Here is a 19087-nt window from a genome sequence, read left to right as displayed (position 1 = left end):
CAAATCATGAGGTGATTTCGATGGCTGCTTTTCGTGAATTAAGCGTGGAAAATCGCATAAAAACCTTGCAAAATGAGGGCGCAATTAACGATACTGAGGCAGCATTTTTGCTTAAACAGTTTGCGGAAAGTTCTGATACTACAATTCCTGCAGACGTTGCAAATCATATGATTGAGCATCAAATTGGAAAGTATACGCTGCCGGTTGGCGTTGTGCGTGGGCTGATTGTGAACGGCGAAGTGCGTGACGTGCTGGTTGCAACTGAGGAGCCATCCGTGATTGCAGCTGCGTGCAATGGGGCGCGAATTGCTGCAGCGACTGACGTTGGATACGGAATTATTGCGCGCTCCCCACAATACGTGACTACAGCACAAATAGCTTTTGAGGACGCTGACGGGAGCGTGGCGGCGCGCTTGAGCAGAATCGTTGGAGATAAAGAAAAGGTTGCAGAACTGTTGCGCATTGCAAACGAGTCACACCCATCAATGAGTAAAAGGGGTGGCGGCGCGCGAAAATGCCGCGCTTCAGCTTTGCACGGCTTCGCAAAGCTCGAGATTGACGTAGACACATGCGACGCAATGGGCGCAAACACAGTGAACACTATGGGCGAAGCCGTCAAAGCCCAGCTGGAAAGCTGGCTCGGCGTGCAGGCGCTAGTTGCAATACTCACGAACACCAGCCGCGTTGCCACCACAGCAGAAGTGCATATACCGGTTGAAGCACTAGCATCCAGGCGGCTGGAAGACTCTGAACGAGAGCGCGAGGGAAAGCGCCTTGCGCGCCGAATCGCGGCATTGAGCGCGCTTGCCGCCAGCGACCCTGCACGCGCCGCCACGCACAACAAAGGAATCCTAAACGGAATCGCAGGAGCCGCGCTCGCGTCCGGGAATGATACGCGAGCGCTAGAATCGGCAGCACACGCGTGGGCGGCGCGCTCCGGTCGCTACCTACCACTGTCAAAGTGGAACACCGAAACTTTAAACGGAAAAACCATACTCCACGGCAGGATTGAAATTCCGCTACAGATCGGCATTGTCGGCGGCTCAATCTCATCGCTTCCAATGGCAAAACTCGCGATCAAAATCGGCAAATACAAAAACGCAAACGACTTTAGAAATACGCTTGCCGCGCTCGGTTTGGTGCAAAATCTTGCGGCTCTTCGCGCACTAGCAGGCCCTGGAATTCAAGCAGGTCACATGGCATTGCAGTCTTCAAACCTGGCAATTGCAGCAGGTGCCAAAGGTGCGGAAATCGCAGAAATCACGCATAATATTTTGCAACTTAGCCCTGCAGAAAGAACTACAGAAAAAGTTACGCAATTACTTCAAAAGTTACGAGAATCAAGTAAAAATTAAGAAAATTTAGGGGTTTAGGACAAATGAGCACACAAAATATCAAAATATCAGCAACCGCAGCAGCCAACACAACCACAACCTCCGCAACCACTCCCCTTACCGTCGGCATTGACCGCATCTCCTTCGCAACGCCGCACTATTACCTAAACCTCGAAGAATTGGCGGAACACCGCGGAATCGACCCTAACAAATTCACAATCGGAATCGGTCAAAGCGAACAATCCGTGCCACCAAATCACCAAGACATCGTCACTCTCGCCGCGCAAGCCGCATTCCCACTACTACCATACATCGATAGCAATCGCCTCAAAATGCTCATCGTCGGCACAGAAAGCGGAGTCGACGCAAGTAAATCCAGCGCGCTATACGTTCAAAATCTGCTAAAACTCACGCCGTGGGTGCGCTCTATTGAAGTAAAAGAGGCTTGCTACGGCGGAACGGCAGCTTTGATGATGGCATGCGATTACGTGCGCGCGCACGCAGAAAAAAATCCGCAAGTGCTTGTTATTGCAGCCGATATTGCGCGCTACGGGCTTGCTACCCCTGGCGAAGTTACGCAAGGCGCTGGGGCTGTGGCAATGCTTGTGAGCGCGAATCCGCACGTGCTTAAAATTAACGACGACAGCGTTGTAAAATCCGCGGATATTCAGGACTTTTGGCGACCTGTTTACCAAGACACCGCTCTTGCTCGCGGCAAGTTTTCAACCGAGCAATACATACAATTTTTCTGCGAAGTTTGGCAAAAGTATTGCGCGCAAAACGATTGCAATTTCAGCGATTTCGCCGGATTGTGCTTCCATTTGCCATATACGAAAATGGGTTTGAAAGCACTTAAGGCTGCGATGGATTCTTGCGCAAATTCTTGCTCTGATTCTTGCGATAATAGCAACCTAAGCGAGTCGTCGCGCAATCGCTTACTTTCGCGCTACGAAACCAGCACGAGGTACAGCCGTCGTGTAGGCAACATCTATACGGGTTCCCTGTATTTGGGATTGCTGTCTTTACTTGAGTTAGACGAATTTACTTGCGAAAATAGTGATCTTACTGCACTTAAAAGCGGCGATAAGATTGGACTATTTTCTTATGGTTCCGGCGCTGTTGGTGAATTTTTCAGCGGCACGATTGCGCCAGGATTTAGAGATGCGCTGTTTGCGCGCGAGCATGCGGATATGCTTGATTCGCGCGTGCATTTAAGCGTTGCTGATTACGAGGAGATGTTTGAAAGCGTTGCGCCTTACGCTCCGGAAGATTTCGAAAGCAGCACGTCTTGCCGCGAAGGTGCAAGCTTCTTCCTGGACGACATCACATCACAAGAGCGTCACTACTCCGCGCGCTAAAATCGAGCGAGCGCACGTTTCGATCGGATTCTCGCTCGCAAACGACCCTTCCTTTACACGACTGCAAACTTTCCGCCACCTTCACGCCCTTTCCCGTCAATCGAGACGAAGACAGACCGAGCTTTCACTGAAAGTACAGTGCACTTTCAGTCCTGAGAAAGCTCGGCAGAATAAAAAAGCTTCAAGCGCGAAATGCAGCAACACAAACCTAACACACTACGTTAAACACACTAGCCCACACTTTCTGCGTCTTTATTGACGCAGAAAGACCTCGCTTGCGTTGGAAGCACACTGTGCTTCCAACCTGAGCAAGCTCAGCGAATTAAAAAAGCCTAAAGCAATTTCACATGCTTTAGGCTTAGTTAATTCGCGGATGAGGCGAGATTCGAACTCGCGGTAGGTTTCCCTACAACGGTTTTCAAGACCGTCTCCTTAGACCGCTCGGACACCCATCCATTTGCGCACGAAAGCAATCAAATTGCCGCTTTCAACGCACAAGTGGTAAGCATATCATCACGTATAGAACACAACACACAACACCCAGATTCAAAAAGCTTATCAACTAAAAAATAAAGCCCAGGCAATTTCCCGGGCTTTGTAGCTAATTAAACGGTTTTTTGAAACAAACGCCGTGTTTGTGCACGAGTAAACTCATGCTTCCCACTTCGTCGGCTCAATCACTTCCTTGCCACCCATATAAGCCTGCATTGCCTTTGGAATATCAATCGAACCATCTTCATGCTGATGATTTTCCAAAATAGCCACAAGCCAGCGAGTAGTAGCCAAAGTGCCGTTAAGCGTACTAACTGGGCGAGTTCCGCCATCTTCCATACGTTCGCGCACATTCAATCGGCGAGCCTGATACTCAGTGCAGTTAGAAGTAGAAGTAAGCTCACGGTAACGTCCTTGCGTTGGAACCCAAGCTTCACAATCAAACTTACGAGCGGCAGAAGAACCAAGGTCACCTGCAGCAGTATCAATAATGCGGTAAGGCACTTCCACCTTAGCAAGCATTTCCTGCTCCATACCGAGCAACTTTTGATGCTCAGCGCGAGAATCTTCCTGCTTGCAATAAACGAACATCTCAACCTTATCGAACTGATGCACACGAATAATACCGGAAGTATCCTTTCCAGCAGCACCAGCCTCACGACGGTAGCAGCTCGACCAACCGCAATAACGCAAAGCACCATTGCTTAAGTCAAGAATCTCATCCTCGTGCATGCCAGCCAAAGCAACCTCGGAAGTACCGACCAAATACTGATCATCTGGTTCGCGCAAACGGTAAATCTCGTCCGCGTGAGAATTCAAGAAGCCAGTTCCGCGCATTACTTCTGGACGAACAAGCGTTGGCGTAATCGCAAGCGTAAAACCGTGCTCTTCGGCTTGATCAACAGCCATAGTAAGCATTGCGATTTGCAAGCGAGCCACAGCACCGCGCAAGAAGTAGAAGCGAGATCCTGCAACCTTCACGCCGCGACGCATATCAATTCCAGCAACGCCAGTTCCAAGAGTCAAATGATCCTTTGGCTCAAAACCTTCAGCTGCAAAATCGCGAGGCGTACCAACCTTCTTAACTACAACATAGTCGTCTTCTCCGCCTTCTGGAGCTTCATCTTCAACGATGTTAGAAAGCTTCCACATTGCCGTAGTGTAGTCGGCAGTAGCTTTTTCGGATTCAGCTTTGTATTCCGCAACTTTCGAAGCTAATTCTTTAGTTTCGGCAATAAGCGCAGTCTTTTCCTCCGCGCTAGCTGTTGCAACCTTCTTACCAATAGCTTTTTGCTCGGCGCGAGCTTCTTCAAAAGCCTTAAGAGCGGTTCGGCGCAAATCATCGCTGCGCAATACTTCATCGACGAGCCCAACGGATTCACCGCGCTTGCGCTGCGATTCCTTAACTACGTCGGCATGTTCACGAATAAATTGGATATCAAGCATGACTCCTAGCCTAGTGCCGCAAGACGACAGATAAGCGCACTATCGGCAACTTTATGCAAGGCGGCACGTACAATAAAGCAAATACGCAAAATATCGAGGGGGTAATATGGCAGCAATACATGCTACTACAGAAAATTTTGAGAAGATTGCTTCGACAAATGAAATAGTTGTTGTTGATTTTTGGGCAACATGGTGCGGTCCATGCAGATCTTTTGGTCCTATTTTTGAGAAGGTCAGCGAAAAATATCCCGAAATTCCTTTCGTAAAAGTTGATATTGACAAAAGCAACGAGATTGCTGCAGCTGCTCAAATCCAAGCTGTTCCAACAGTAATGGTTATTAAGCGCGGCGAAGTTATTTATAGACAAGCTGGAGCATTACTAGCTTCTGATTTGGAAGATTTGGTTGAACAAGCTAAATCTTACGAATCTGATGATTCTGAATCCTGATTTATAGACTATGCCATGAGATATAATACGTGAGGTTTTGCATATACGTTTTGCACATACATTTTAACGCATGTTTCTCATGTTTTATTAGTCTACGTTGCGAGCGTTTGCAAGTATCAATAGAGTAATTGCAGAAATAAGGAGGGTTATGGCCAGTCACCGTAAGCATACTGTTACGCTTGGTTCACTCAGTTTACGACAGTGGGCTAGAGTTAGCGCGGTTATTTTGGGCTTCGTTGCTTTGGTGATACTTGGTTTTGCCTCGCGAGATTTTTACGCTTCGTCTAAAGGTCACGCTGTTCAGGTTACTTCTTATTCGGCAACCGATTCTTCGCAAGTTTCTCGTAGTGCTAGCCGTGGTATGTTGCATAATGGTGCGACTTCATATATTAACGTTGTTATAAATGGTCATCATCGTACTATTTTGGGCACTGATTTCACTGATGTAAAATCCGTTCTTGATGCTGGAGATATCACTCTTGAGCCACACGATGTTGTTACTCCATCTCTTACAACTAAAGTTAGCGAATCAACTGTTATTACGATTAATCGCGCAGGCGCAAAATTAGAGAATTCCGACGACCCAATCGCGTTTAACGTCGTTAAAAAGGAAACTGCTGCACTTCCAAAAGGTACTGAGAAGGTGCAAAGTGAAGGCGCTAACGGCGTAATGGAAACAGCAAAAATAGTTACTCGAGCTAAGGGAAAAATAGTTTCCTCTAATATTTTTGCTTCTTATGTTAAAAAAGCTCCAAAAGATAAGGTTATTCTTGTTGGAACTGGCGGCTCTTCTGCCGCAATTGGCTTAGCTGCTTCTATCGGTACGACTGTTCCTGCTGGCGAGATGCAACAATGGGCTCACGACTGGCTTATCTCTAACGGTTATAGTGAAGCTGATTTTACTGCAACAGTATTTATTATTTCTCATGAGTCCGGTTGGCGCGTAAACGCAATGAATCCTTCTGGGGCCTACGGTTTACCTCAAGCTTTGCCAGGCGGAAAAATGGCTTCTGCTGGCGCTGATTGGGCAACTAACTATCAAACGCAGCTCCGCTGGTTCTGGAATTATTGCAATGGTCGTTATGGCTCCATTCAAGGCGCTTACAATCATTGGCTTTCCTACCACAGCTACTGATTAGAATCAGTCTAAATATCATTGTTTTGCGCAAAATAAATTTTTAAATAACTTTTGTTTTGCGTAAATTAAGTTTTGCAATTTTTGTTGTAATAGATAAGAGAATAGACTTAAGTCGATTGACTTTTGCCACCTATGCTTAAAAATACGCTTAAGAAAAACTATGTTTAAGAACAAAAAAGGATGTTTTATTTTGACGCACTCAACATGGCTGTCTAATAAAAGCCAAGATCTCAGTCATGCACTAACAGGCGAAGAAGCATACAATAACAATCGTCTTACACGTCCTGCTTTAATTTCTCTCGCTATTCTTACGTTTATTACATTTATCGGCAATTTCGCACAATTACAACTTACTGCAGCATTGCCAACAATAGTTCAAGAATTTGGTATAAGCGTCACAACTGGTCAGTGGCTTACTTCTATTTTCCAGCTGATTATGGCAATTATGGTTCCACTTACAGCATTTTTAACAAGACGCTTTTCTACTCGCCAAATTGTTATTACTTCCATGTCGCTTTTTACTTTTGGATCCGTACTTGCATGGCTTAGTAACGACTTTATGATGGCACTTGTTGGTCGAACTCTTGAAGCTATTGGCACTGGCGTAATGTGGCCTGTTTTACAAATTACCGTATTCTCCGTCTACCCTGTTACTCGCAGAGGTATGGCAATGGGAAGCGTTGGCATGGCTATGAGTATTGCTCCAGCAATCGGTCCTACTATTGGCGGTTTGCAAACTGATATTAATGGATGGCGTTCTATTTTCTGCTCTCTTACTATTATCGGAGCAATATCCGTCGTTTTGGCAGTATTTTTCTTGCATAATTTTGGAGAACACGATCTTAACGCGCATGCTGATTTCTTCTCGGTTGGCCTTTCGGTTATTGGCTTCGGCGGGCTCATGTTTGGATTCACTAATATTGAAGGATGCGGAATTTCACACCCATTATCTTGGGCTCCTATGATTATTGGCGCTTTTGGAATTGCTTGGTTTGTTACAAGGCAGTTGCGAGCGCAAAAACGCGGTCACACTCCTCTTCTTGGTCTTAATGTGCTTAAAAACCGCTACTTTATGGTAGGTACTATTTGCGCTTGCCTTACATTTTTTGCTTTCAGCTCAATTATGGTGCTTATTCCGCTTTATATTCAGTCTGATCGTGGTTTTTCAGCAACTATGAGCGGCTTAATTCTGCTTCCTGGAGCGTTCGGCATGGCTATTTCGCAGTATTTTGGCGGTCGTATGCTAGATCGCTTTGGAGTGCGCCCAGTTGCTATGGCAGGCTCTATTATTCTGTTTTTTGGCACTGTAATGATGAGTCTTATTGACATGGATACGTGGATTTGGTGGATTTCCATTTGGCAGTTTACTCGCCAAATTGGCATGGGATTCTTGCTTATGCCAATAACTACGTGGTCGCTTAATTGTTTGCGTAAGGAAGAACTTGGCGATGGTTCGGCTGTAACTAATACTATGCGTCAGCTTTGGGGAGCTATTGGAGCACCTGTTTTAGTAGTTACAATGACAGTATTGACAACTCTTCACCATTCTGGCACAGGTCACGCTGCCGATGTTGCTGCTAGTATTTTCGGAGTTCAATGGACTTTGCGCATTAGTGCTATTATTACAGGAATTATGGCTCTTATCGTTATTTTTGGAGTCAAGGGCGAAGGCACGGGTTCTGCTCACAATCTTGCGCGTAGAGCTATTGATCGCATGCGCGTGTTGCATATTCCTCATTCAGCAGAGCATCACGACGTAATGCACGATCACACTCATAATCATTACTAAACGCTTATTAAACGCTTACTAAGTCACTTTACGAATACCAAACTGAGAAATCCTTACTTTGGTAATTTTTGTGCAGAACAGTTATGCAATACGCTTTCCATACTCTGCTTTTCTTCGCGAGTTACAGTTAAACCATATTTATACTTAACAGCTATTTGCCTAGCAACATATTCGCACCTGAAGGTTTTGTTTGAAGGAAGCCAGTAAGCTGCGGACGCGGAACCTTTTTCTTGATTAGCAGCTCCTTCAACCGCGAGTAGGTTCATCATATCGTTGCCAAATTTTAATCGTTTTGCACGATTCCATTTCCACGCTCCAGATTCCCACGCATTTTGTAATGCAACAACATGATCTATTTGAACTAATGCACTGGTTTTTCGCCCACGCACGAAGTGAATATCTTTGCCAGTATACGGATCATGCAACAAGCCGAAACGCACTTGGCAGGATCCTGCGTACTTGTATTTCACATTTTGTAAATCACGCGCTAAAACGTCTTCCCTAACGTCACATCCATTACCGTCATCGTCGGTAGTACGATATCCGAATACTTGACGCTCGTACCCGTAACGATAAGGCTTAGATATACGCAATTTTTCCAATGCTTGCGCAGCTTCTCCGCTTGCTTCATATTCTCCTGTAATTTTCCCAACGCTACTGTTTATTTTAGGAAGCAACAAGCCAATAACAATCCCACATAAAACAGCAAACAGCAGCATCCAGAACAGCGCAAGAAACTGCCTCTTGTTACAACGATTACGCATGCTCAGTCCCCCAACTCAACTTATGCATATTCAATATTTTTTAAATTAAAGTTAGTTACTGCTCTTAACTCTCATAACAGACGGTATTCTTTGTAAAACAACATCTACAACTTGCTGAATCATAATTACCAGCAAAACCATTGCCATAACAGCATAAACCGTACTCCATGCTGGAATATTAGCTGGCACCGGATGAATGGTGTGAGAAACTACTAGTGCGGCTACAGAAATGCTAATTAACGATATAGCAAGAACAAGTGCCGACATGCCTCCACTTTTACGAGCCAGACGCATTCTTTGTTGAGAAACTTTATGCATTGAAGTAACCATTCGATTAACGCAATGCTCACCTTGCCTAAATGCAAGTACTTCATCGATACCAAGCTCAATATCACTTACTTCATTCTCAACTTCATGTTGTTCAATGCGCACTTTATTTGCAATATGCTTGGAGCGTATAAGTAAGTATCGAGGAACAATAAACATAATAAACACGCATGAAACAATAGCTACATAAGACAAATTCGCATCGAAATAGTACAAAACAACCATAAGAGGTACAACTGCAAATATCATTCCAACATTCATGCTGATATGAGCTTTATGCCAATGTTCGTGATGCATATCTACACCTGCAAATGTTGTAACAAGAGTTAATGCACGAACTGCCATACAAGCAACAGCAACAAGCACGCACTGTTGCATTACAAAACCAAATATTGGACGTCCTGCAACAGCAAACATCGCTGAAACAATAGCAACAGGAATACATACTGCAGAAACAAGATTGAGAGCAGTACTAAACATTGATATAAAAGCAAAAATAGCACGTTTGAACTTTGAGATTGTTCTCACTTCATAAGTATAAGCAATACTTGCAATAGAAGAAATATGCTTGTTTTTATTAGGATCTTGCTGAGCTTGCTCAACATTATGCGAGTTTTGCGAGTTTTGAGATTCGTTTAATTGATTTAGTTGCGTAATATTTTTAGAACTATCATTAGCAACATGACGATACGATTCTACAGTTGCTATTTCGTCCGTTGAGCTAATGCCATCATCATTTGGCATTAATACTATTACATTTGCATAACGCGCTATGCGACGCAATATTTTAACAATTTCTTCAGCCTCATGATTGCTAATATCACATTGGGAATAATCAAAAACGTACACTTTAGTGTGTCTTAAAATTGCTCTAGCAAGAATAACGCGACGCTTTAAATCTTCAGAATTATAGGATGCTTCAGGATTATTAAAAAGTCTATCTATTGGCATATCTAGACCGTCGTAATCGGCATAAACAACACCATCTATTCGCACAGCTCGCAATGCATCCCACATCGCAGTAGTCGTAGCTGTTGGAGCAGCCAAAAGTAAGTTTTCTCGCAATGTTGTGGAAAATAGATGACTTCGCTCGCTAACTATAGTAACAATATCTGCTAAAGCTGCAGAACTTGCATCGTTCAACGACAAGTAAGATGCACTATCGTTTGCGTCAAATACTTCAGAAACTACAAATGGAGAAACGTCGTCTTCATGAATATCATAACGGTCGCTATAAGAAAGCAATATGTCAGCAGATTTATTAAAACCTGTTCCAGAAAGTATTTTCTCACGCATAACATGATGATATTTACTTGGAATAACTTGCAATTCACCAGATTTTGCAATTATCGATAAACGTTGAGCTTCATTAGTATTCGCATTATTTTCCGAAATATTGCATCGCATACGCAAAGCAATATTGGTTGAGCCATCAGGCAAAGATAATGTTGAACCGTCGTCACTAAATGCTATTGGAGCAGGAGAATCAGTAACCATTTGCAACAATGCTTCAACATGATTCAAACCATGAACAGCATGTTTAACTACATGCATATTCTTACCAACAATTCTCAGTGGCTGGACGCTTAACATTAACAAAGGCATTGTCAACAGAGCTGCAGCAAGACCTACACCTTTAACGGAAGATAACCAAACAGTTGCAACAATTGCGAGTCCAGCAATAACATAGGCAAATAATGCACTTACACAACGCCACGATACTGGGCTTAGTGCCAACGAGAATATAAGAGAAGCAACATTAAACAACGCAGCTAATGCGCAAATCCCAGCTATAGCAGGGTTAACTGTAAATAGTGCTGCAGAAACGACTACAGGAACAGGAATAGATGCAATAATTTGTGGAACTAAAGAAGCAACAAAACTTTGTATTGCAAAAATATCTTCATTTACGCGCAAAGAAGTAATGTCATGAGAATCTTCAATATCTACAGAGCGTAGAGATAACATTGCGCGCAACATTTTAGGGCGCAAACGCATAGCTATTCGCGACTCAATTTCTGCACAAACAGTACACGACCAGTAAAAAACTGCATATTTCAGCAAAATAATAGCAGCTAAAACAATAATGTAAGACGTAAATTCAACAGAACTCATTAAAGAAGTTCCAGTAGAACGAACAGGTCTTAATACTGGAGACAACATCCCAACGCAAACGTAGACAAAAGCTATGTTTACAAGATAAGAAATCGCAAGACACGCCGACCTTAAAACAACTAGATGCTTAATTCCTGGCACGAACGCAAAGCAGCGATTTATCATCTCCTGATCCTTTTTCTTTATTCCATATTTATTCAAAAACCACACACTCCCAACAGATGTTAAGATTACGCTTCACACACACCATCAACACGCCGACAGCCGCGTAATTATGCTGATTTTAAGCCATTTTGCCAGATATTAGCATTAAGAAAATAAAGTTGTTTCACAACTGTTTCACGCAATATTTAAATAATCAAAAAAATAATTAAAAATACCATTTTTAATTCTATTCTCAATAATTTTTTAATACAATTTTTCACGATCGCAAAATTATCTCAATACTGCACCAATAGAAGAACGCAATTTTAAGCTAGCAGGTATTTGTCCAACTCCATGAGACATATCTGGGAATGCTGGTTCAGGCCCATGATTCATTAATCTCAAAGCTTCACGCACTGCCAACGACCCTAATTGCTGCATATCGAGACTCACAGTTGTAAGAGGTGGGAAAAAATCACTTATTGCCGGAATATCGCCGAAACCAACAACACTAATATCACTCGGAATTTTCAAACCGTGCTCATACAAGGAACGCACAACTCCTACTGCCTGCTCATCGCTTGAAGCAACAATAACAGTCGGCAATGCAATGCCATCTATACCAAATTTCTCAATCATATGATTCATTCGCGCGTAACTTTCAGAAGACTTCCACGAAGTACATTGCACAATATGCGAATGAATACCTTGAGCAGTTGAAAGTGAACGCCATGCAATGAGTCGCGTTGCAGCACCTCTCCATTGTGAAGGACCTGCTATATAAATGGCATTTCGATGTCCATAATGCGCAATAAGTGACACAATATCGTTCATTGCGCGAGATTGATTAATCCCAATCATTGAATACTCAACGTTGCTATGAGAACGCAACATATTCATGCCTTCATGCGCGCTTATCGCACCATGAGTAGCAGTAACACATACGCACGGCTTAAGAATACGCGTACGACACAGTGACGTAAATATTGCGTCTGTTGGAGCGTCAATTATTAATCCGTCGACATTTTGCTCTTCAAAACTCTCGCATAAATCTTGAATATCACTTTGTTCACATAACGTTTCGTTGACCATGCTAATAGAAAGAAAAAGACCACGAGATTTTGCTTGCGCTTCTATAGGAGCAATAATGTTTCGAGATGTTCTATTTTCTGCACCAACGATAAGCCCTAAAGTACGCGACCTCTTAGTCGCTAATGCGCGCGCTGAATTGCTTGGATAATACCCAAGTTGCTCAATAACTCGCAGAACTTTAATTCGCGTGTTAGCAGAAACATCAGGAGAATTATTAATAACGCGAGAAACAGTTTGATGACTTACGCCAGCAGCATGCGCAACATCGATCATTGACACGCGTTTTGCTTCATTTTCTGCCATATATACCCCTCGCTTATAGATGCCAAGACAGTCTATGCAAATCGCTAGGTCCTACTTTTTTAATGGCATTGCGATGAGCTAAAGAGCCGTAACCCTTATTACTTGCCCAATCGTAGGCTGCATATTTCGGATTTTTAGCAAGAGATACCATAAGATTATCCCTAGTAACTTTTGCCAAAACTGCAGCTGCAGCTACGCTCGCACACTGTCTGTCTGCTTTTACTAAAGTATGGACTTTTACAGGCTCAGGAATGTAAGGAGCGTCAAAAGTATTTGCGACTTTGTCAATATAATCGCAAGGTCCATCCAATATTGCTGCAATACGAAAGTTTGAATTCTCACGCGTATTCTCACGCGTATTCGCATTTACGCTAAAACTTAGCTTTTTAATATCTTCCTCAACTTTAGAAATTGCTTTTAATGCAGCAACACCAAGAGCATAGCTAATACCCCACTCATCAATTTCTGTGTTAGTGCAAGACCCGACTGCCCAAGTTGTACACCATTTTTGCAACGGTTCATAAAGCTCTTCTCGACGCTTTTCACTCAGCAATTTAGAATCAGCTAAGCCTTCAGGCATATAGTTTTCTTTTACTTGTTTAATTCCAATAACTGCAGCTCCTACCATCACAGGACCTGCAAGAGAGCCTCTTCCTACTTCATCAAGACCAATAACCCAATCATAGCCTTCGCAAAGCAGATCTTGCTCATATTTAAATGATGGAACAAGCGGTATATTGGATGATTTATTTGACATAATTAAAATCAGTAGATACAAGTCGCGCTAACACAATTTCGTTAATACTCATTGCGTTAATACTTTTTATTTTGCAGGACGATCAGGCACATCTTTAAAATCATCATGGTGTTCGTCTAAAAGACCAATTCGATCAAGCGGCCACGATCTAAACACAGCAACGCCCTCGATTTTGGAAATCGGAACTAAGCCATCATCGCCATCATTGCGATGATATCGTGAATCCGCAGAATTAGAACGATTATCGCCCAAAACAAACACGTGACCAGCTTTAACTTTTACTTTAAACGGAAAAGCACTCGGGTCAACACCAGGACGAATATAGGAAGATTCTCGTATTGGAACACCGTTTACAACAATAGGCTGCCCAGCGCCTTTACACTCAACAGTATCCCCAGGCAAACCAATAAGACGCTTAATTAAATCCTTGCCAACAACACCGGAAGAATTTTCACCACTCAACCAATGTGCAGGATCCTCAAAAACAACAATATCTCCACGCTTTAATGGGAATAAGCGCGGAGTTAGCTTAGTCGTAATAACATAATCACCAATATGAATAGTATCTAGCATAGAGCCAGAAGGAATTGTGTAAGTTCCAAATAGGAACACACGAATAAGTATCACTACTAATACTGGAATACCGAACCATGTTATAGCATCGCGCAAAGTTAGGCGGTCATTTTTAGCACGCTTAGAATGTGCAAAATGCTTACCTTTTCTATTTTTGCGCTTAAACATGCGAGAGCCGGAAGGTAAATCTCCTTCCGGCTCTGGTGGAACCGGTGAAGGATCTATACCATGACCCGCTACTGAAACGATATGAGTATCGCTAATTTGCGTGTCATCAGTCATAACAAATACCCTTCACATAAGTTCTATTTTACTTAGCAGAGTTATCGCGACGCTCAGCAATACGAGCAGCCTTACCACGCAAAGCGCGCAAGTAGTACAGCTTAGCGCGACGAACGCGACCGCTACGAACCAGCTTAATCGAATCGATAGCTGGAGAATGAAGTGGGAAACGACGCTCAACACCAGTGCCGAAGCTCACCTTACGAACAACGAAAGTTTCACGCACGCCAGCACCCTTACGAGCAATCACAACGCCGGTGAAAGTCTGAATACGAGTGTTGTTGCCTTCCTGAATCTTAACGTTGACGTCAACGGTATCGCCAGGACGGAAAGCTGGAATTTCTTCAGCAGCCTTAAGATGCTTAGCATCAAATGCTTCTACAGCATTTACCATAATATTCCTCCATCGCCGCCGCATATCGACGCATAGTAAGCGTTAGCAACAAATGTGCTACGCAAATCTTTCCCCAAAAAGTTCGCTTTTTAGGGGACTTCCGATCCGCGCAATCTTAAATAAGAAGCGACTAGACCTAAAAGATAAAAGAACTATGCGGCATCCCTTTATCGAAAGCATACAAGTACCAAATTTATGCTCAATAATGGACATTATTGAGCATAATTCCGCACTATTCCGCACTATTTCAGCGCACAACTCCATCGAGAGGAGCAGTTTCAACTGTACGAGTCAACTCGTCATCATCAGCGTCATAATCAAACAACTCGCCGTAACGACCCCAGCTAATTGCAATATCAAACTGCTGACGCGCCAAAGCATCCGTGTGCTTACTGCGCAACAAATCCAAAATCAGCTCGCCACGAAGCTTTCCGTTACGATTCCTACTCAAAGCTTGATCAATTGCGTGCACAAGAGACGCATGTTCAATCGCAAGACGAGCAAAAACTTGCTTACTGTGCAAAATATCGGCATTATGCCACTCTTCACCCTCAGAAGTGATAGTAATATGACCATTTTCTGCAGTAAGCAAATTAAGCATCGTGCCAGCATCAACAAGTGGGAACAAATCATCAATCTCAAACGACAAATCAGCTGCCAAATCAGCCAAATCAATGCCATCTGGGCTTTCAGAAATCACGTCAAGCAAACCAGCCATACCACCTGGTGTAGCGTTTGGAAGCAAACGAACAGCCACAGGCTCTGTCTTTGTCTCACCTGCTTCAGCTTCATCCTCACTTTGCTTATCTTCATCTTCATCGTCATGGTGGCGCTGAATAAGCATATCTGCAATTGCTGCAGCTTCGTTATCTTCAGCATCTTCATTAGTTGCATTATTTGCTTGATCTTGAGAATCAGCATCTTCGGAAGCGTCTTGCTCTGCAGTGCTTTCTGGAGCAGAACCAGTCAAAATAGCATACAAATTATCAACCATCGCTTCAAATTCAGCACTGTGCTTATCTCGAGGACGAGGCAAATCAACATTCACATCAGCAATTAAGTGACCTGGATGAGATCCAAGAACCACAACGCGATCAGCCATTTGCACAGCTTCTTCAATATTGTGCGTCACAATAAGCACAGACTTAATATCTCGCTCCTCGCTAGACCACAACTTAAGAACTTCCTGACGCAAGTTTTCAGCAGTAAGCACATCGAGAGCAGAGAACGGCTCGTCCATAAACAATGCATCTGGTCTCAGCACCAACGCGCGCGCAATACCAACTCGCTGACGCATACCGCCGGAAAGTTCCTTAGGATACGCTGTTTCAAAGCCATCCAAACCGATTGCATCAATTGCAGCTAAAGCAAGCTCAGTACGCTTTTCTTTACTAACACCTCTAGCACGCAAGCCAAGTTCCACATTGTCTTGTACTGTAAGCCACGGCATAAGAGCGAAGGTTTGAAATACGATTGCAACTCCTGGGTTTGGGCCTGTCAGCTCGCGTCCGCGATATGTTACTGTGCCTTCTGTTGGCTGCACAAGACCAGCCATTGTGCGTAGAAAAGTTGATTTTCCAGCACCAGAACGTCCCAATATTGCCACGATTTCACCCTCGCGAAGAGTGAAAGAAATATCGTGCAAAACGTGCTGAGTAGTGCCACTGTCAGAAGTGAAGCTTTGACTGATGTGCTTTGCGTCGATAATATCGCTTGTAATTGAGGATTGCACCTTTTTTGCATTGCTCTTTAAAGTATTCATAATTTTGCCAATCTTTTCCATAAAATTTTGTTATTTTAAGCGATTTATTAGTAAATTTATTAGTCGATTTGTTAGTCAATCTAATTCAATACGTAACGTTTTTCGGAAATACGTTGCATTGGCGACCAGAATAATCGGTTGCTTAAAACAACAATCAAGCTCATAACAGTTACGCCAACTAAAGTGCGCGCAGAATCTCCTAAAGTAGTTGCATTAGTAATATATGCACCCAAACCCTGAGTTTCCATGTGGTTCTTTCCATATTCCACAATCTCAGACACAATCGAAGCATTCCAAGCACCGCCTGCAGCTGTAATACCGCCAGTGCACCATGAACCGAAAATAGACGGCAAAATAAGCGTCTTCCATCGCAAAGTACGATCCAAGCGGAAGCTGCGCGTCATTTCACGCAAATCATCCGGAATAGCACTAGCACCTGCAATAACATTGAACAGAATGTACCATTGCGTACCAAGAGCCATCAAAATAATACTTCCCCAACCAAGATCAATATGCCAAGACATAAACCAAGCCATAGCAAACGGGAAGATGAAGTTTGCTGGGAAGCTAGCAAGAATTTGCACTATAGGCTGCATAATACGCGAAATCTTAGGATTCATGCCGATTACAACACCAACAGGAACCCAAATAAGCGAGCTTATTAAAATCAACGCAGCAACGCGCATAAAAGTGATGCCACCAAGCATGCCTGCAGTAATGAACTCATGCAAACCTGCAGTTGTATACACAAAGTAAAGCATATGGGCGGCGCCAGCAGCCACAATAATTAGCATAATAACGTTGAATACCCAATCACCAAGCTTATGCTGAGCAGCCTTATGAGGCCACTTGGAGCCTGTGCGACCGAATGGGCGCGTTACTTTTTCAAGCCACTCGCGAATTGGCAAAAACAGCTTACTAATAACTTCATCTGCATGAGAGTGACGAATAAGAGTCAAAATAGCACTGTGACGCTCATTATCAGATGCGCTTTGCGTAATGCGGAAACGCTCAGCCCAAGCTGTAAGCGGTTTCCACAAGAAGAAGTCAAGTGCCAAAACAACAATCACCATCGACACAATAGCCCACCAAATAAGACCAAGCTTATTTTCGGCAGCAGCTTGTGCCACAAAACTACCGATGCCAGGAAGAGCGTAAGTGTGATTATTTACGGAAATCATTTCCGAAGCTGTAAGGAAGAACCATCCGCCTCCAACAGACATCATGCAATTCCAAAGCAGCGGAATCATTGCGTTAGGCATGTCTAGCACCCAGAAACGTTGCCAATGCGTGAGTTGCAAACTACGAACTGCCTCATCCAGTTCCTTTGGCTCGCTGAGCAGCGAACGGTGGAACGAAAAAGTCATATTCCATGCTTGACTCGTAAAAATAGCAAAAATCGAAGCGGCTTCAACACCAAGCATCGATCCAGGAAAAATTACCAACCAAATAGTGACAGTTGCCGAAAGGAAGCCAAGAATTGGAACTGATTGCAAAATATCTAGAAGAGGAATAAGCACCTTGCCAAGCCTACGACTGCGAGCTGCAAGAGAGCCATAAACAATAGTAAATATAAGAGATGCAACTAATGCGATCAGCATGCGAAATACTGAGCGCAAAGTGTAGTAAGGCAGATTGATTAAGTCCGTGGATACCTTAGATGGTATGCCACTTGGACCAATCGGCTGATTTATGCGCTGAATAAGGAAGGCAGTTACGCCAAAAACGGCAATAATGCCAACGCACACAATAATATCCGACCAGAAACGAGTGTTCTCGTCGACTTGCGCACCTGCGCTTTCTTTGCGCGAAGTTGTAAATACGGTCATAATAAAGTCCTCGAATAGGCAATAAGTGGGTTCACCTTCATGTATTTTTTATTTCTATTCATTTATTACGCAGATATCTATTGAGATTTCTATGCGGATTTCTATTTAGATTTTCGTAAATTCTTGCGTAAAGATCTGCGTAACTTTTCTTGTGTAAATTCTTGCGTAGCCGTATCACCATTGATTACGTTACAGGCGCAAATAACTAGAGCTCACGATTTAACTCCATAAATTATATTTCATAAGTTGTATTTCGTAAGTTATATATTTCGCAAGTTTTGCAACCTAAATTCGGTGATTGCCGGCTTCATATATTCAGGAGGAACATCCGAACTACTACTGCCAATAGTGTCGGAGCCTTCATCAGTACGAGTACTAGAATTATGGCTTTTACTGTCATGTTTCACGGCAAATCACCTCCTTAAGTTAGTGCGCTGCCGGCGCAAATCTTCATCATTGAATCGGAGGTTTACAAGAGAACAGAGACGCACCAAAACACACAAATGCATGTTTAAGCGTGCCACGTCGTTCAAGCTTCAGCTTCGCAGGGCGGTGGCGTTGCATTAGTCGAAGCCTTAAATTCGACAACGACTGTTAACCAGCGTGCAGTGTCTCCACTGTGTTGCGGCAGCAACCCTTATCCCCGTGGTAGCCTTACCTACCGACCGTGCTCATTATAAATTATTGTTGCAGTTGTGTCAATATGCAGCAAAACACATTGCAATGCACTTGAGACCTAT

The 19087-nt window shown here is 43.5% G+C and carries 15 protein-coding genes, 1 tRNA gene and 1 riboswitch; of the genes, 5 read left to right on the top strand and 11 right to left on the bottom strand.

Going from position 1 to position 19087, the window contains the following annotated elements; translation table 11 throughout:
- The first annotated feature begins 20 nt into the window (after window positions 1-20).
- Complete coding sequence (locus HXT41_RS06190) at window positions 21-1355, top strand: hydroxymethylglutaryl-CoA reductase, degradative (RefSeq protein WP_421788646.1); 1335 nt, start codon at window positions 21-23, stop codon at window positions 1353-1355.
- A gap of 23 nt (window positions 1356-1378) precedes the next feature.
- Window positions 1379-2692 carry a hydroxymethylglutaryl-CoA synthase gene (locus HXT41_RS06185; RefSeq protein ID WP_415691680.1) on the top strand — a complete coding sequence of 438 codons (1314 nt, stop codon included), beginning with the start codon at window positions 1379-1381 and terminating at the stop codon, window positions 2690-2692.
- Between the two features lie 370 nt (window positions 2693-3062).
- On the opposite strand, the gene HXT41_RS06180 is transcribed toward HXT41_RS06185, so the two are convergent.
- A tRNA-Ser gene (locus tag HXT41_RS06180) sits at window positions 3063-3147 on the bottom strand.
- Window positions 3148-3343: 196 nt separating this feature from the next.
- Complete coding sequence (serS, locus tag HXT41_RS06175) at window positions 3344-4630, bottom strand: serine--tRNA ligase (RefSeq protein WP_119522418.1); 1287 nt, start codon at window positions 4628-4630, stop codon at window positions 3344-3346.
- Between the two features lie 106 nt (window positions 4631-4736).
- Here serS and trxA point away from each other — a divergent pair, with 106 nt between their 5' ends.
- From trxA to HXT41_RS06160, 3 genes are all read left to right on the top strand, one after another.
- Entirely contained in the window at window positions 4737-5078 is a 342-nt protein-coding gene (trxA, locus tag HXT41_RS06170) for a thioredoxin (RefSeq protein WP_012913881.1), read from the top strand.
- Between the two features lie 148 nt (window positions 5079-5226).
- Window positions 5227-6213: a G5 domain-containing protein gene (locus HXT41_RS06165; protein WP_102155412.1), complete on the top strand. Its 987-nt coding sequence runs from the start codon at window positions 5227-5229 to the stop codon at window positions 6211-6213.
- Between the two features lie 163 nt (window positions 6214-6376).
- Window positions 6377-8005 (top strand): MDR family MFS transporter, encoded by a 1629-nt coding sequence (locus HXT41_RS06160; protein WP_102155413.1) that lies wholly within the window; start codon window positions 6377-6379, stop codon window positions 8003-8005.
- Between the two features lie 53 nt (window positions 8006-8058).
- On the opposite strand, the gene HXT41_RS06155 is transcribed toward HXT41_RS06160, so the two are convergent.
- The 9 genes from HXT41_RS06155 to HXT41_RS06115 form a co-directional block, all read right to left on the bottom strand.
- The gene (locus HXT41_RS06155) at window positions 8059-8769 is read right to left on the bottom strand and encodes an HNH endonuclease family protein (protein WP_033888582.1); all 711 of its coding nucleotides are present in this window, start codon (window positions 8767-8769) and stop codon (window positions 8059-8061) included.
- A 51-nt stretch (window positions 8770-8820) separates the two neighbouring features.
- Entirely contained in the window at window positions 8821-11376 is a 2556-nt protein-coding gene (locus HXT41_RS06150; RefSeq protein WP_174182659.1) for an ABC transporter, read from the bottom strand.
- A gap of 270 nt (window positions 11377-11646) precedes the next feature.
- Window positions 11647-12750, bottom strand: a complete 1104-nt coding sequence (locus HXT41_RS06145) for a LacI family DNA-binding transcriptional regulator (RefSeq protein WP_012913876.1) — start codon at window positions 12748-12750, stop codon at window positions 11647-11649.
- A gap of 13 nt (window positions 12751-12763) precedes the next feature.
- Window positions 12764-13507, bottom strand: coding sequence for a ribonuclease HII (locus HXT41_RS06140; RefSeq protein WP_004110301.1), 744 nt, complete (start codon window positions 13505-13507; stop codon window positions 12764-12766).
- A 66-nt stretch (window positions 13508-13573) separates the two neighbouring features.
- Window positions 13574-14362: a signal peptidase I gene (lepB, locus tag HXT41_RS06135; protein WP_421788643.1), complete on the bottom strand. Its 789-nt coding sequence runs from the start codon at window positions 14360-14362 to the stop codon at window positions 13574-13576.
- Between the two features lie 28 nt (window positions 14363-14390).
- Window positions 14391-14756 (bottom strand): 50S ribosomal protein L19, encoded by a 366-nt coding sequence (gene rplS / locus HXT41_RS06130; RefSeq protein WP_004105329.1) that lies wholly within the window; start codon window positions 14754-14756, stop codon window positions 14391-14393.
- A 247-nt stretch (window positions 14757-15003) separates the two neighbouring features.
- Window positions 15004-16518 carry an ATP-binding cassette domain-containing protein gene (locus tag HXT41_RS06125; protein WP_116432044.1) on the bottom strand — a complete coding sequence of 505 codons (1515 nt, stop codon included), beginning with the start codon at window positions 16516-16518 and terminating at the stop codon, window positions 15004-15006.
- An 80-nt stretch (window positions 16519-16598) separates the two neighbouring features.
- Window positions 16599-18347 (bottom strand): ABC transporter permease, encoded by a 1749-nt coding sequence (locus HXT41_RS06120; RefSeq protein ID WP_116431906.1) that lies wholly within the window; start codon window positions 18345-18347, stop codon window positions 16599-16601.
- A gap of 260 nt (window positions 18348-18607) precedes the next feature.
- A complete protein-coding gene (locus tag HXT41_RS06115; protein ID WP_004574037.1) occupies window positions 18608-18754 on the bottom strand; it encodes a hypothetical protein in 147 nt (48 codons plus the stop codon).
- A gap of 105 nt (window positions 18755-18859) precedes the next feature.
- Window positions 18860-19020, bottom strand: a riboswitch (M-box (ykoK) riboswitch).
- Window positions 19021-19087 lie beyond the last annotated feature (67 nt).

This window comes from Gardnerella sp. DNF01189, assembly GCF_049244195.1.
In the GTDB taxonomy this organism is placed as follows: domain Bacteria; phylum Actinomycetota; class Actinomycetes; order Actinomycetales; family Bifidobacteriaceae; genus Bifidobacterium; species Bifidobacterium swidsinskii.
The sequence above is the reverse complement of the archived record's forward strand: the minus strand, read 5'-3'. Positions and strand labels throughout refer to the sequence as shown.

Excerpts from the sequence above, each read along its gene's own strand:
- HXT41_RS06190 (WP_421788646.1), top strand. The coding sequence starts at position 21 with ATGGCTGCTTTTCGTGAATTAAGCGTGGAAAATCGCATAAAAACCTTG.
- HXT41_RS06140 (WP_004110301.1), bottom strand. The coding sequence starts at position 13,507 with ATGTCAAATAAATCATCCAATATACCGCTTGTTCCATCATTTAAATAT.
- HXT41_RS06160 (WP_102155413.1), top strand. The coding sequence starts at position 6,377 with ATGTTTAAGAACAAAAAAGGATGTTTTATTTTGACGCACTCAACATGG.
- lepB (WP_421788643.1), bottom strand. The coding sequence starts at position 14,362 with ATGACTGATGACACGCAAATTAGCGATACTCATATCGTTTCAGTAGCG.
- HXT41_RS06120 (WP_116431906.1), bottom strand. The coding sequence starts at position 18,347 with ATGACCGTATTTACAACTTCGCGCAAAGAAAGCGCAGGTGCGCAAGTC.
- HXT41_RS06125 (WP_116432044.1), bottom strand. The coding sequence starts at position 16,518 with ATGAATACTTTAAAGAGCAATGCAAAAAAGGTGCAATCCTCAATTACA.
- HXT41_RS06150 (WP_174182659.1), bottom strand. The coding sequence starts at position 11,376 with ATGATAAATCGCTGCTTTGCGTTCGTGCCAGGAATTAAGCATCTAGTT.
- HXT41_RS06145 (WP_012913876.1), bottom strand. The coding sequence starts at position 12,750 with ATGGCAGAAAATGAAGCAAAACGCGTGTCAATGATCGATGTTGCGCAT.
- HXT41_RS06185 (WP_415691680.1), top strand. The coding sequence starts at position 1,379 with ATGAGCACACAAAATATCAAAATATCAGCAACCGCAGCAGCCAACACA.
- rplS (WP_004105329.1), bottom strand. The coding sequence starts at position 14,756 with ATGGTAAATGCTGTAGAAGCATTTGATGCTAAGCATCTTAAGGCTGCT.
- HXT41_RS06165 (WP_102155412.1), top strand. The coding sequence starts at position 5,227 with ATGGCCAGTCACCGTAAGCATACTGTTACGCTTGGTTCACTCAGTTTA.
- trxA (WP_012913881.1), top strand. The coding sequence starts at position 4,737 with ATGGCAGCAATACATGCTACTACAGAAAATTTTGAGAAGATTGCTTCG.
- serS (WP_119522418.1), bottom strand. The coding sequence starts at position 4,630 with ATGCTTGATATCCAATTTATTCGTGAACATGCCGACGTAGTTAAGGAA.
- HXT41_RS06155 (WP_033888582.1), bottom strand. The coding sequence starts at position 8,769 with ATGCGTAATCGTTGTAACAAGAGGCAGTTTCTTGCGCTGTTCTGGATG.